The following is a 13,623-nucleotide window of genomic DNA, read 5'->3' on the forward strand; positions in this document are numbered from 1 at the left end:
ATCAATCGGCGAGGGCGCCGCGGATCCGTTCGACAAGGACGGGCACGCGGCGCTCCGCTGTTGCGCGGATGATGTCGGCATCCACGGCGATGTAGCCGTGGGCGATGCGATTTCGCATCCCCCACATCAAGGGCCATTCCTCCCCCAGCAGGCGATCGCGTTCCGTGGCTTCCAGGTTCGAGAGCGCGTCGATTCCGGAGGAGAGTCGCATGCTGATGCCATCCAGCACCAGCTGATCAGAGGTGTCGCGGGCGGCATACTCCTCCACGATCTCGAAGTGGAACAGGGCAACTGTGAGGATCTCCTCAGTGCTCCGGCTCATAGCGGCATCGCCTCACCATGGATGCGATCTCGAAGGATCGGCAGGATCGAGGTGTCGGGGACCAGGTCGACGTCCGCGCCGACGATCGCACGCAGCACCTGTTCGAGACGCTCGAGTTCCATCAGGTCCAACCCCGGCCCCGGCGTGAACAGCAGGTCGATGTCCGACCCCCGGTGATCGCTGCCTGTCGCGACCGAGCCGAAGACCCGCACGTTCGAACCACCCGTCGCCTCGACCGCCGCGATGACCTCGGCGCGGTGGCGCCGCAGCCGCATGGCGAGCGGGCTCGTGCCGTGAAACCGCAGGAGCCGGGACACCTCGGGCTGACTGCGGCCGATCTGGCGCGCGATCTCCTGTTGGGTCATGCCGGCACGGCTGGCCGCCCGGACCGCCTCCACCAGGGAGCGCCGGGCATTGGCGACGGCCGCGTCGGACTCGCGCGCGACGTCGGCAAGGTTGACCATGGGTCGACTATAGCAAGTGCTATTGCTGTTCTGTTGAGCACGCCTGTCACGAATCCGTGGCTCCACCGTCAGATCTGCATGACCCGATTCGAGATGTTCAAGACCCACAAGATGGCGTACGCAGCGGTGGCTGGCCTGGAGGCGTACTGTCGCCGCACCATGGACACCCGGCTGAAGGAGCTCGTCGTCCTGAGGGCATCGCTGGTGAACGACTGCACGTATTGCATCGCGATGCACCGGCGCGATGCGCTGAAGCACGGGGAGACCCTGGAGCGGCTGGACGCCGTCGCCGAGTGGCAGGCCAAGGGTGACCTGTTCACCGAGCGCGAGCGCGTGGCGTTCGAGCTGACGGACGCGGTGACGAAGATCCACGGCGAGGAGTCGGTTCCCGACGCACTGTGGGATCGCGTCATGGCCGAGTTCGGCTCCGACGGGGCTGGACATCTGCTGATGACCATCGCCACCATCAATGTGTGGAACCGCCTCGCGATCACGACCCGGCTGGACCCGGCGACCCTGAGCGCGTGAGCGTCGACGATCGGCCGGGCGTCGCCGAGGGGGCGTACGCGTCGGAGCGGCGGCGGCTGCTCGGGCTCGCGTACCGGTTGACCGGCGTGTGGGCCGACGCCGAGGATGCGGTGGCGGAGGCGTACGCGCGGCTGGTCGCGACCGACGAGCCCGACTCCCCCGCCGCCTGGCTGACGACCGTGACGACGCGGCTCGCGATCGACCGGCTGCGGGCACGGAGCCGCGAGGCGTACGTGGGGCCGTGGCTGCCGGAGCCGATCGACACGGCGCTGCTGCCGGACGAGACGGCGGTGCAGCGCGAGTCGCTGCGGTTGGGGCTGCTGGCGCTGTGCGAGCAGCTGTCGCCGGTCGAGCGGGCCGTCTATGTGCTCAGGGAGGCGTACGCGCTGCCGTTCCGCGAGATCGGCGCGATGCTCGGGGTGGCCGAGGCGACGGCGCGGCAGCACGCGACGCGGGCGCGGCGGCGACTCGCGGTCGACGAGGCGCGGTCTTCGGTCGACGCGGAGTCGGCGGCGCTGGGACGACTGACGGAGGCGCTGGCCACCGGGGACGTGGCGACCGTCGCGGGCCTGCTCACCGACGACGCGCAGATCTGGACCGACGGCGGCGGGGTCGTGTCGGCGGCACGCCGGCCGATCCTGGGGCCGGACAAGTGCGCGCGGTTCCTGTTGGCGACGTCACTGGCGGGGGACGTGGCGGGGATTTCGCTCAACGGACGCCCCGGGGTGGAAGCCCTGTCTCGCAAGGGAATCCGCCGGGTGGGCTGGGTGGTGATGCGCGGTGACCGCATCGCGCAGGTCTGCATCCAGTCGAACCCGGCGAAGTTGGGGCGGGTGGGGTCGGGGTTGTGAGCCCGCGTTCGACGCAGGACGACGGCCAGTCCAGAACTGCCGCCCGTCGGCAGTGGTCGGCCTGGTCTGTCGGCGCCCACTGGAGGCGGAACACCTCGTCCAAACTGCGCCACGTCACCGTTGATGGCCCAGGTGAGGCCATGAGCTTCCCGCCTGTTGTGCTGCAAGGGATCCGCTCTTGGGCGCGCTCCGCGCCCGCCGGGAGGGACCTCCCGGCGGGTCGGCAAGCAGGTCGAAGGGGACGGGCCAGTCTGGGGCGGTCACGCGCAGGCGTGGTCGCGCGCAGGCGTTCTTGGCAGTGTGTCAGGCGACGGCTTCCTCCACCAGGGGAATGAGGGCAGGGCTCATCTGGGCGAACAGTCGTGCTGCGGCGGCTTGTGATTCGTCGCGGATCTTCTGGTCGGTATGTCTATCGGCGGCTCGGCGGGTGGCTTGGCGGATGCGTCGTCTGGTTCCTGTCGGGTCGATGATCAGGTCGGTGTCGGGGTTGCGGGCGTAGGTGCCGTGGGGTGTGGTCCAGAACTCCTGTCCTGTCGGGGTTCTCCAGTGCTTCACGCCGGGGCGGACCGGGGTGGAGGTGAATCCGCCGAACGTCTTGGCCCGGTGGACCCTCTTCGACAGCGGGGTCAGGTTCGTGGTGCAGGTCTGGCCGATCGGGAACTCGACGATGTGATCGAGGTCGATGAACTTCCCGGCCGAGCGCCGTGTGGAGAACGGGAACGCCTCGTACTCGTCCCGCAGCAGCACCTCGCGTCGCTGCGCTTCAGTGGGTTCGTAGCCGACGGTCGCGTGCGGGGTCTCGGGATCCAGAACCGGCCGCACGGTCACCTTCGCGGCATTCGCAAGGAGTGCATCGAGCTGGGAGCGCGCGACCGAGCCGAGGCCGGTGACCTCACCGCCGGCGCCGCGATCGACCTGCTCGGGGCGGACGTGGACCACGAGCTCGAGGAGATCCTTCCTCGAGGGCAGAGCGCCCGCATTCCCTTCTGCATCATCGAGGTCGAGCGTGCCGGCGCCGAGGACCCGCCCGGCGCGCGCCGGGTCGGCCAGCAGCTCGAGGGCTTCGGCCCGCAGCACTTCGAACTCCGTGCCTTCCTCGGATTCCCGGCTGCCGCGCAGGATCCCGGCGAGCTCGGTGATGGTCTTGTCGAGCCGCAGCGCGGCGGGACCATCGACCTGACCCGTGACGAGCGCGGTCCCAGCCTCTCCACCACGGACGGTGACGAACCGCCGCTCCAGCGCGGCCTTCCGCCGGGCCTCAACGCCGTCGGGGTCGACGACATCACAGAGGACTTCGGCCTGGTTGAGCAGCCGGGTGACGGTGTATTGCGGGGCGAACGGGGCGAGTTTCCGGTCCACTTCCCCGGCCATGTCGTGGGTGAGCTCACGAGCCCGAGTGAGCTGGGCGACCTTCCGGGCGGCGAACACGCGGACGAACCCGCCGATCACCAGCGCCCACAACTTCGGATGACGATGACGAAGGTCGAGGACGTCGGCGATGAGCTGGGCCGCGGCGTCCGGCGAGATCCCGAGCGCCGGACCGACTTCAAGGGTGCAGAACTCGGCGACCTCCGGCGTACCATCACCGCCGAGCACCATCAGCCGTTCGCCGTGGAGGACCGATGGCGTGGAGTTGTTGTCAGGGTGGTCATCGAGGGGTGCGTCGATCCAGGAGTACGCCTCCGCCGCGGCGGCGACGAGGGCGATCTGGTCGATCTCTGCTTGGCGTTGGCGGTCGGCGGCGTCTTTGAGGCCAAGGATGACCGCGGTGCGGTCGGGTTTTCCCTTTCCAACAAGGTGTTCGATGAGATCGTCCATGGTTCCCCCTGGGGTGTGGTGATGGTTCCAGCCTAGGAAGACCCACTGACAATTTCGGGCCCAGAACGGGGCCTCGGGAAAAGAATCTCGAACCATTTTTTTGCTTGCCTGGAAGGTGATCGCGCGCGGGTGGCTTCGACTCGTTCCTCGCTCAGCCAACGTGCCCCCGGGGGGGTGGCTTTGACTCCTGCGTCGCTCAGCCAACGTGAACCTCCGGGTGGCTTCGACTCGTTCCTCGCTCAGCCAACGTGAGGGCTTCGACTCGTTCCTCGCTCAGCCAACGTGACAACCGGAGGGGCTTCGACTCGTTCCTCGCTCAGCCAGCGTGACCCCCCGGGTGGCTTCGACTCGTTCCTCGCTCAGCCAACGTGAGGGCTTCGACTCGTTCCTCGCTCAGCCAGCGTTGAGCGGGTGGCTTCGATTCCTACACCCGGAAGATCTCGTCCAGACTCCGTCCGAACAGGTCGGCCATGCGGATCGCCAGCGAAAGGCGCGGGTCGAAGTGACCCTTCTCGACCGAGATGACCGTCTGGCGCGTGACGCCGAGGCGGGCGGCGCACTCGCCCTGGCTGAGGCCGGCGAGCTCACGGAACTCGCGTACGCGATTGGGTTGGCCGGGCATGGTCAGGACTGACGGCCGCGGATGACGAGGGTGCGGATCAGCAGGCTGATCATGCCCACAGTGATGGGCGCGAACACCGGAAGCACAGCGGGCTGGACCGAGACACCGAAGACAAGGCCCGCGATGCCGAGGAAGAGGACGAGGTCGACGAACGCGCCTGACCTGGCCCGCTGGCTCCAATCCCATTCCGCGGATTCGTCGCTGATCGTGTTGGGACCGAGCAGGGCGGCGGCCAGGGCCGCGAAGGGTAGGCCGATCCCCGCACCGAACAGCCCGAAGGTCACCCAGCCCCCGCCCTGGAGGGTCATGGCGATCCAGCCACAGAGGGCGCCGAGGACGAGGCCGATGGGGATGCAGGCGATGAGAGCGTTGGTGCGGGACAGCAGTCCGAGCGGTTTCATGAGTCTCCTCCAAGGGGTGTCGGGTTTCTCTGACATCATCGACACTAGGTCGCTGGAACCGGAATGTGAAAGAACCCGGACATCCTGCTCCCCGAGTCGGCCGCGGGCGGCCTCACTCGGAGAGCGTCCGAGGCGGCCTCAGGCGAACCGTTCCCGCTCGAGCGTGAACGTCTCGCGGCCGTAGTGTGCAAGCACCGCGTTGGCGACCTCCAGCGCCTCGGCCAGGGGCATCTCCCGCGACTCGGTGAACGACGCCGCCGCAAGGTTGGGCGGAAATGCCTGCTGATCAACGATCTGGGCCCAGACGGCCTCTGGCGCAAAGAGGTCCTGCAGCGCCGGCATGGTCGTCAGCGCCGACAGGTCATAGTCCGGGTGTCGGTTGTACTGGCTGAAATCGATCGCCTTCAGCGTGCGCGATCCGCGTAGCGGAGTGAGGTCGAGGGGCTCCACGGACGAAGCGACGGACAACTCCCCGGCCAGATGGGCATTGGCCGCGGTCAGGCGCTTCTCCTCTGCGACACGGTCGGAGTCGGTGTGGACCAGGCGCGGGGCCTGGTCGGCCGGCGGACCCCACGGCTCCGGGTCGTGCAGCTCGCCACGCAGGAAGGACGTCAGTGAGTCCGCGACCAGCGCCGGAGGCTCATCGCGCTCATGGTCGAACTGCACGATCTGCCCACGGGCACCGTGCGGGCCAGGCACCAGATCCAATGCGTACGCATTTCCACCCCAGTCGTCGGCGAACACGATCCACAACGGAGACGCGTACGCCGGCTGGACCACGTCATTCGGGCTCGCCGCCGGCATCGCAGGCAGGGCGTCCCTGCGACCCCATCGCTTGGTGGCGTCGACGACATTGCCGATCTTGCCGGTGCCACCGACGAGTCCATCACGCACCACCGCGCGTACGCCGTCCTCGTCGTCGCCATCGTAATCGCCACCAAGGATCTCGCCCTCCTTGACGAGCGAGAAGAGGAGGCGGAGTTCCGGCGGGAACTCGACCCCGCGCTTCTTCTCGGCCGCCGCGATCTGCTTCTCGGTGAAGCCGGCGGCGTGACCGCGTGCACGGAGCAACGCCTCGATCTCACCGAGGTCGTTCGTGACGACACGGTCACTCAACGGGACCGGGGGCGCCGCCCGCTTGGAGCGCCGGCCAACCACGTGGGTGCCGATCCGGCCCGAGACGACGTCCAGCGACGGATTGGTGAACCAGTGGAGCTCACCCTGTCCGGCTGCATCGACCACCCACTCGACGGCCGTCTGCGGGGGGACCCTGCCCATGACGTCGAAGGTGTCAGGGGCACCGTCTCCGACCGGATCACCCGCGGGCGCGTCCACGCCGACGTACGCGTACACCATGGGTCCGCTCGCCGACCCGGCGAGGAAGGCGGCGTCGACCCGAAGGCCGCAGCCGAGCCCCCTCGCACAGTCCCGGTAGTGGTCGGAGAACGGGGTGAGGACATCGAGTACGAGGCTCATGACGCCATCATCGGACACCAAAGGGCCAGGCGCAGACCTCACTCCACCGCTGATGCCAGCGAGGACAGGGAATCCTCGAGCTGCTCCTTCGACACGAGCGGGAACTTCACCTTCTTCAACAGGTCGGAATCCGTGACCTGCGACCAGTCGTACTCCAGGGTGACGTCGGTCGTGCCGGCGTCCTTCGGCTCGAGCACGTAGGTCCAGCTCCAGCCCTTCGGCTCGGTGCCGGCCGGGGCGGTCTTCCAGCCGATCTGCTTGTTCTCGTGGAACGTCTGGACGTGGTTGTCGGTCTGGTAGTCACCGCCCATGTGGTCGCCGCGCATGTTCATGCGGAACATCTGGCCGGTCTCGGTGATGCGCTGGGCGTGGCGGTCGGCCGACTGCACGAAGCCGGAGCCGTCGAAGTCGGCGTGGCGCTCGGGGTTCGACAGGAGGTCGAAGATGTCGCCCGCCGCGGCGTTGATGGAGCGGGTCACGGTCAGTTTCGTGTCATTGTCGTTGCTCATATGTCGACACTACGCGGGCACCACCCCTCGACGACCCAGGGGTCAGCCCCGCGACCTCCGGAACACCGGCATCTCCTTGCTGGAGTGCGATTCCGCGTACGTGTAGCCGCCGAAGTCGAAGTCCTTCAGCTTCGCGGCCGAGCGTACGCGGTGCTTCACCAGCCACGCCGCCATCTCCCCGCGGGCGCGCTTGGCGCTGAACGAGATGACCTTCCAGTCGCCCTTCGGCCCCTGGTCCTCGAACCGGGGAGCCACCACGGTCGCGTCAAGCGCATCGAGGTCAACCGCCCGCGCGTACTCGTCGGAGGCGAGGTTCACCAGCACGCGAGCCCCCGGCGATGCGTCGAGGTCGTCGCGGACGAGCGACGTGATGCGATCGCCCCACCACGCGTACAGGGATCGGCCGCGGTCGGTCACCAGGCCGGTGCCCATCTCCAACCGGTACGCCTGCATCAGGTCGAGCGGGCGGAGCAGGCCATAGAGGCCGGACAGGATGCGGACCGTCTTCTGGGCCTCGGTCAGGTCCCGGGTGTCGAAGCGGCCGCGCGGGTCCATGCCGCGATAGACGTCGCCGTCGAACGTGAACACCGCGGGCCGCGCGTTCTTCGGCGTGAACGGCACGGCGAAGTCCCGATAGCGCTGCAGGTTGAGCTCGGCGATCTCCTCCGACACGTCCATCAGGTCGGCGACCTCGTCGGCGGTGCGCGTACGCATGACGTCGATCAGCTCCGCGGCCTCGTCAAGCAGGCGCGGCTGGGTGTGCGTACGCGTGGGCGGCTTGGTCGTGAGGTCGAGCGACTTGGCCGGGGAGAGCAGGGCGAGCATGTGCGCAGGCTACCGCCGACCGGTGCGGCGCGGCGCCCCGCGTACGGTGGGGGCATGACTTCGCAGGCCGACCAGACGGCGGGCCAGACCCGCACCGAGCGCGACAGCATGGGCGAGATCGACGTCGCCGCCGACCGCTATTGGGGCGCGCAGACCCAGCGCAGCCTCGGCAACTTCGACATCGGGCGCGACACGTTCGTGTGGGGGCGGCCGATGGTGCGGGCCCTGGGCGTGCTGAAGAAGGCCGCCGCGCAGGCCAACGCCGAACTCGACCAACTGCCCGCCGACGTCGCCGATCTCGTGGTCCGCGCCGCCGACGAGGTCATCGCGGGCGACCTCGACGACCACTTCCCGTTGGTGGTGTTCCAGACCGGGTCGGGAACCCAGTCGAACATGAACGCGAACGAGGTCATCTCGAACCGCGCGATCGAACTGGCGGGCGGCACGATGGGCAGCAAGGATCCCGTGCATCCCAACGACCACGTCAATCGCGGCCAGTCGAGCAACGACACGTTCCCCACCGCGATGCACATCGCGATCGCCTGCGAGGTCGTCGAGACCTTGGTCCCCGCGGTGACCGAGTTGCGGGAAACCCTTGCGGACAAGACGAAGGAGTTCGCCGACGTCGTCAAGGTCGGGCGTACGCACCTGCAGGACGCCACCCCGATCACGCTGGGACAGGAGATCGGCGGCTGGGTCGCCCAACTCGACTTCGCCCTCGACGGCGTACGCCTGGCCGACGAGCGGGCGCGCGCGTTGGCCATCGGCGGCACCGCGGTCGGCACCGGCCTGAACGCCCATCCCGACTTCGGATCCCTTGCGGCGAAGAAGATCTCGGCGATCACCGGCCTCGACTTCACCCAGGCCGACAACCTGTTCGCGGCCCTGTCGGCCCACGACGCGCTGGTGCAGGTCAGCGCGGCCCTGCGTACGCTGGCGGGGGCCTGCCTCAAGATCGCCAACGACGTACGCTGGCTCGCGTCCGGCCCGCGCAACGGCATCGGCGAGTTGCTGATCCCCGAGAACGAGCCCGGCAGCTCGATCATGCCGGGCAAGGTGAACCCGACCCAGTGCGAGGCCCTGACCATGGTTGCCGCGCGCGTGTTCGGCAACGACGCGACCGTGGCGTTCGCTGGGTCGCAGGGCAACTTCCAGCTCAACGTGTTCAAGCCGGTGATGGCCCACGCGGCGCTGGAGTCCATCCGACTGCTGGCCGACGGGTGTCGGTCCTTCACTGAGCACTGCGCCGTCGGCATCGAGCCGAACCGGGCGAAGATCGCCGCGAACCTCGAGCAGAACCTCATGCTCGTGACGGCGCTCAACCGCCACATCGGCTATGACGCCGCAGCCGCGATCGCGAAGAAGGCGCACAAGGAGGGCACGACGTTGCGCGAGGCGGCGGTGGCCTCGGGCAAACTCTCGGGCGAGGACTTCGACCGCTGGGTCGTGCCGATGGACATGACCCACCCGTCGTAAGTTGCGTCGCTCCGCGATGCGATCGGCCTCGCGCGCGTCCCAAGAGCAGAAGTCGGCGCGCTCGCGTCACTCCTCCAGAGCCGTGTCCCGCCGCTCCGGAAGCGTGTACGCAGCCACCGCCCCGATGGCGAACGCCACCGCGAAGACCGTGAACACCAGCCAGTTCGTACCGCCGCCCCAGGTGATCAGCAGCGGCACCAGCGACGGCGCGATCATCGACGCGATGCGCCCGAACGCCGCCGCCGCGCCCGTGCCCGTGCCGCGCGTGGCGGTCGGATAGAGCTCCGGGCCCACCGCGTACAGCGCTCCCCACGCCCCCAGGTTGAAGAACGACAGCGCGCAGCCGGCCGCGATGATCGTCGCCGGCGTGTGTGCCAGGCCGAGCAGGCCGGCGGAGATCGCCGAGCCGACCATGAACGACGCGAGGGTCGGGCGGCGGCCCCACTTCTCGATCAGGTAGGCAGACACCGCGTACCCCGGCAGCTGGGCCAGCGTGATGATCAGCGTGTATTCGAACGACTTCACCAGGGAGAAGCCCTCCTTCACCAGCAGCGTCGGCAGCCAGATGAACGCGCCGTAGTAGCTGAGGTTGATGCAGAACCAGACCACCCACAGGGCCCCCGTCCGCGCGCGGAGCGCTCGCGACCAGATCGACGGGGCCCGCTCGGCCGGGGCGGCCGCCGACGGGGGCGACGGAACCGCGGCCACGCCGGCCGACTCCTCGAACTTGCGCACCGCGGCCTCGGCCTCCGTGTCACGGTCGCGCGACTCGAGGAAGCGTACGGACTCGGGCAGGCCGAAGCGGACCACCGCTGCGTACAGCGTGGGGACGAGACCGACCGCCAGCGCCCAGCGCCACCCGTTCGGCACGTTCGGGATCAGGAAATAGCCGAGCAGCGCCGCCAGGATCCAGCCCAGTGCCCAGAACGCCTCCAGCGCCACCACGACGCGGCCGCGGATGTGGCGCGGCGCGAACTCCGACACGAGGGTCGACGCGACGGGCAACTCGGCGCCCAGGCCGAGGCCCACCAGGAACCGGAGCGCCATGAGGACCGCGACCGTGCCGGCGAGGGCGGAGGCGCCGGTCGCCAGCCCATAGACGAGCAGGGTCAGCGCGAACACCTGCCGGCGGCCGATCTTGTCGGCGAGGAGGCCACCGACGGACGCGCCGATCGCCATGCCGACGAAGCCGATCGACCCGATCCAACCCAGCGTCTGCTGGTCCAGCTTCCATTCCTTGGCGAGCGCGGCCATGACGAACGAGATGAGGCCGACGTCCATGGCGTCGAGGGCCCAGCCGATGCCCGACCCGACCAGCAGGTTGCGGTGGGCGCGGGTGAACGGCAGCCGGTCGAGACGCTCGGAGCGGGTCAGCGTCTGCGGCTCGACAACAGCGGGATCGGTGGTCGACATCGTCGTCCTTTCGTGGTGACAGGTTCACTTTAGCGTCACTTGCACATGTTTTCTCCACGTCCATCGGGTCGTAGGATGACGAGCGTTCGCCACCCCCGCTGTGAGAGTCCCCCATGTTCGACACCCCCCGCCGCGCCGCGCCTGCGAATGACGAGGCCCCGCCGCGTCGTTCGTTCGGTTTCGTCGACGACGACGACGCGCCCCGACGCGGACTCGGGTACGCGGACGAGGGCGACGAAGACCTGTACGACGACGACCAGTACGCGGATGATCTGTACGCGGACGACCAGTACGCCGACGATGACGGCGATCCCGTTCCGGCGCGGGGGCTGGGATTCCTGGAGGAGGAGGACTCCTCGTCTCGCTGGCGCTCGCTCGGAGAACGTGAAGACGCGTACGCCTGGTCCCCCGCCACCGACTCCGTGTGGGCCGATGTCTGGGCCACCGACCCGTACGCCCCCGTCCCCGACGCCCCCACTCCTCCGCGCAACCGCGGCCTCTGGCGTCCGCGCCTGACCGTCGTGACCGCCGCCGCGGCAGTCATGGTGGCCGGCATTCCCGCCGCCATCGGCGTGTTCGGCAACGCCGCCGGCACCGCCACCGCGGCGGTCGCGCCGCCGGCGCTCCCGCTCATCACCTCCACGCCCGAGCCCGCCCCGACGCCCCAGCCCACCGTCGAGGCCCCGGCGGCTCCCCTGGTCCAGCCGCCCGCACCCGCCCCGATGCTGCCCGCGCCCCAGGCGCCCCGCCCGGTCACCGGCATCCCCCAGCCCTGCTCGGTGGACCTGCCCTTCCCCGCGACCGGCTCGCTGTCCGCCCACGTCGACCGCATGCAGCGCCAGTGGAGCTTCCAACTCGCCGGTGCGCAGTGGCGCGACGAGCGCTATCGCCCGATCGTCAAGATCTTCTCCGAGACCATGGACGCGGTCGACTGCACCGACTACCTGGACCGCGTGAAGGCCGGCAACGGCGGACGCCTCGAGATCAACTCGGGCTCGACGAGGTCCTGGGCCTGGGGCGACTACGGGCTGACGCGGGCCGGCGTACTCACGCTCGACTTCACCAAGTTCCTCAACGGCTACAACGAGGGTGACCGCGGCCGGCTCGTGCGCCTCATCGTCCACGAGATGGCCCACTCGCTGAACGCCGACCGCGGCGGCGAGCCGGCCTATTGGCAGCGGTTCCACGGCGTCTGGCAGGCCAACGGCAAACCGACCGACTACGGCTCCACCGAGACCGAGGCGTTCGCCGACGCCGTGGGCTACTACGTGGCGCGCTGCGCGGCCGAGAACCCGTACGCGGACGCGAAGAAGACTCCCTACTACGACTACGTGAAGAAGAACATCTTCGGTGGTCAGGAGTTCGGCGGTCCCGTCGCGACGCGCCAGGTCTGCGACGGCGAGGGCCGCTGACCGCTACGGTGACGCGCATGGCCGAGACGCGCGCGACACGCTGCACCACGCTGGCGGCCGCGTATGCCGACTCGCCCCACGTCGCCGAGCTGGAGATCAAGCGCTCGCGCTTCGTGGCCCACCTGCTCCGTGTCGACGACGAGGAGGGCGCCCGCGCGTTCGTCGCCGAGCTGCGACGCACCCATCACGACGCCCGCCATCACTGCTCCGCCTTCGTGCTCGGTCCCGACCGTGACGTGCAGCGTTCGTCCGACGACGGGGAGCCGGCCGGCACCGCAGGCGTCCCGATGCTGGAGGCGCTGACGCTGCGGCGCACGCGCGGCGACGTGGCCGACCTGACCGACGTCTGCGCCGTGGTGGTGCGCTGGTTCGGCGGCATCAAGCTGGGCGCGGGCGGCCTCGTGCGCGCCTATTCCGATGCCGTGTCCGCCGCCCTCGACGGAGCGCGACTGGTCTCGCGCGAACGCCTGCGCATCCTCGCCCTCGAGCTCGACCACGCCGACGCCGCGCGCATCGAGTCCGCCATCCGCGACGAGGGCTTCGTCGTCCACGACACCGCGTACGCCGGGGTGGTGACGCTGCGCCTGGCCGTCCCCGACACCGACGCGGAGCTCACGGAGGCGTACGCCCGGCTCGCCGCCATCACCGCAGGCGGCCGGCCGGACGCCCAGGGCACCGCGTGGGTGGATCGGACGCTCCGATGAACCTCACTCTGGCGTTCGCCGTCACCACCATCGCAGGACTCTGCACCGGGCTCGGCGGTCTCGCGGCCCTCTGGCGCGGATCGACGCGGGCCAGGTTCCTGGCCGCCAGCCTCGGATTCTCCGTGGGCGTCATGCTCTATGTGTCGCTGGTCGAGATGATGCCGCGGGCTGTGGTCCTGACCCGCTCGGGCCCGCTGGGCGGCTGGATGGCGATCCTCTGTTTCCTCGCGGGCATCGTGGTCGTCGCGGCCCTCGACCGCCTCCTCCCCCACCACGGGGTGGCGGAGTCGTCCGAGCCGCAGGAACGCGCCGGCCGCCCCAGGACCGCGTTGATGAGGACCGGCGTGCTCACCGCGATCGTCATCGGCCTCCACAACTTCCCTGAAGGTTTCGCGACGTTCCTGTCCACGCTGCACGATCCCCGCTTCGGCATCCCCATCGGCGTCGCCATCGCCATCCACAACATTCCTGAGGGCATCGCCGTGGCCGTCCCCATCCTCCACGCCACCGGTAGTCGCGCGAAGGCCGTGGGGTGGGCCCTCGCGTCGGGGCTCGCCGAGCCCGTCGGTGCGCTCGCCGCGGCGGTGGTCCTCGGCCCGTTCATGGGGGACGCGCTGCTGGGGGCCGCGTACGCCGCCGTCGCCGGGATCATGGTCCACATCTCGTTCGACGAGCTGTTGCCGACCGCGCGCGAACACGGCAACCACGACGTGGTCGTACGCGCCGTCGTGCTCGGCATGCTCGTCATGGCCGTGAGCCTGCAGCTCGCCGGGTGACGCGGCGACGCCCGCCCCCGATCCGG

The 13,623-nt window shown here is 69.5% G+C and carries 15 protein-coding genes; 6 read left to right on the forward strand and 9 right to left on the reverse strand.

Going from position 1 to position 13,623, the window contains the following annotated elements; translation table 11 throughout:
• Position 1: 1 nt before the first annotated feature.
• Together ACYVAG_RS01870 and ACYVAG_RS01875 are read right to left on the reverse strand one after the other, a co-directional pair.
• Entirely contained in the window at positions 2-322 is a 321-nt protein-coding gene (locus ACYVAG_RS01870; protein WP_460765716.1) for a HepT-like ribonuclease domain-containing protein, read from the reverse strand.
• Positions 319-786, reverse strand: coding sequence for a nucleotidyltransferase family protein (locus ACYVAG_RS01875; protein ID WP_460765719.1), 468 nt, complete (start codon positions 784-786; stop codon positions 319-321). The genes ACYVAG_RS01870 and ACYVAG_RS01875 overlap by 4 nt, the downstream gene beginning before the upstream one ends.
• A gap of 78 nt (positions 787-864) precedes the next feature.
• On the opposite strand from ACYVAG_RS01875, the gene ACYVAG_RS01880 reads away from it, so the two are divergent.
• Complete coding sequence (locus tag ACYVAG_RS01880; RefSeq protein ID WP_460765722.1) at positions 865-1,314, forward strand: carboxymuconolactone decarboxylase family protein; 450 nt, start codon at positions 865-867, stop codon at positions 1,312-1,314.
• Positions 1,311-2,165 (forward strand): sigma-70 family RNA polymerase sigma factor, encoded by an 855-nt coding sequence (locus tag ACYVAG_RS01885; RefSeq protein WP_460765724.1) that lies wholly within the window; start codon positions 1,311-1,313, stop codon positions 2,163-2,165. The genes ACYVAG_RS01880 and ACYVAG_RS01885 overlap by 4 nt, the downstream gene beginning before the upstream one ends.
• Positions 2,166-2,468: 303 nt before the next feature.
• Here the strand turns inward: ACYVAG_RS01885 and ACYVAG_RS01890 are convergent, their stop codons facing one another.
• The 6 genes from ACYVAG_RS01890 to yaaA all read right to left on the reverse strand — a co-directional run bounded on the left by ACYVAG_RS01890 (position 2,469) and on the right by yaaA (position 7,816).
• Complete coding sequence (locus ACYVAG_RS01890; RefSeq protein ID WP_460765727.1) at positions 2,469-3,983, reverse strand: DUF222 domain-containing protein; 1,515 nt, start codon at positions 3,981-3,983, stop codon at positions 2,469-2,471.
• A 424-nt stretch (positions 3,984-4,407) separates the two neighbouring features.
• A complete protein-coding gene (locus tag ACYVAG_RS01895; protein ID WP_460765730.1) occupies positions 4,408-4,605 on the reverse strand; it encodes a helix-turn-helix transcriptional regulator in 198 nt (65 codons plus the stop codon).
• Between the two features lie 2 nt (positions 4,606-4,607).
• Complete coding sequence (locus ACYVAG_RS01900; protein WP_460765733.1) at positions 4,608-5,006, reverse strand: hypothetical protein; 399 nt, start codon at positions 5,004-5,006, stop codon at positions 4,608-4,610.
• A 138-nt stretch (positions 5,007-5,144) separates the two neighbouring features.
• On the reverse strand, positions 5,145-6,482 hold the full coding sequence (locus ACYVAG_RS01905) for an SMI1/KNR4 family protein (RefSeq protein WP_460765736.1): 1,338 nt from the start codon (positions 6,480-6,482) through the stop codon (positions 5,145-5,147).
• A gap of 38 nt (positions 6,483-6,520) precedes the next feature.
• A complete protein-coding gene (locus tag ACYVAG_RS01910) occupies positions 6,521-6,991 on the reverse strand; it encodes an SRPBCC family protein (protein ID WP_460765738.1) in 471 nt (156 codons plus the stop codon).
• A 42-nt stretch (positions 6,992-7,033) separates the two neighbouring features.
• Complete coding sequence (yaaA, locus tag ACYVAG_RS01915; RefSeq protein WP_460765741.1) at positions 7,034-7,816, reverse strand: peroxide stress protein YaaA; 783 nt, start codon at positions 7,814-7,816, stop codon at positions 7,034-7,036.
• 54 nt (positions 7,817-7,870) lie between these two features.
• Here yaaA and fumC point away from each other — a divergent pair, with 54 nt between their 5' ends.
• Positions 7,871-9,292, forward strand: coding sequence for a class II fumarate hydratase (gene fumC / locus ACYVAG_RS01920; protein WP_460765744.1), 1,422 nt, complete (start codon positions 7,871-7,873; stop codon positions 9,290-9,292).
• Between the two features lie 66 nt (positions 9,293-9,358).
• On the opposite strand, the gene ACYVAG_RS01925 is transcribed toward fumC, so the two are convergent.
• Positions 9,359-10,705 carry an MFS transporter gene (locus ACYVAG_RS01925; RefSeq protein WP_460765747.1) on the reverse strand — a complete coding sequence of 449 codons (1,347 nt, stop codon included), beginning with the start codon at positions 10,703-10,705 and terminating at the stop codon, positions 9,359-9,361.
• 113 nt (positions 10,706-10,818) lie between these two features.
• Here ACYVAG_RS01925 and ACYVAG_RS01930 point away from each other — a divergent pair, with 113 nt between their 5' ends.
• The 3 genes from ACYVAG_RS01930 to zupT are packed head-to-tail and all read left to right on the forward strand — an operon-like array spanning position 10,819 to position 13,597.
• On the forward strand, positions 10,819-12,117 hold the full coding sequence (locus tag ACYVAG_RS01930) for a hypothetical protein (protein ID WP_460765750.1): 1,299 nt from the start codon (positions 10,819-10,821) through the stop codon (positions 12,115-12,117).
• Positions 12,118-12,134: 17 nt separating this feature from the next.
• A complete protein-coding gene (locus ACYVAG_RS01935) occupies positions 12,135-12,821 on the forward strand; it encodes a YigZ family protein (RefSeq protein WP_460765753.1) in 687 nt (228 codons plus the stop codon).
• Positions 12,818-13,597 carry a zinc transporter ZupT gene (zupT, locus tag ACYVAG_RS01940; protein ID WP_460765756.1) on the forward strand — a complete coding sequence of 260 codons (780 nt, stop codon included), beginning with the start codon at positions 12,818-12,820 and terminating at the stop codon, positions 13,595-13,597. Before ACYVAG_RS01935 ends, zupT begins: the two co-directional genes overlap by 4 nt.
• Positions 13,598-13,623: the final 26 nt, after the last annotated feature.

It is taken from the genome of Mariniluteicoccus flavus, assembly GCF_054776655.1.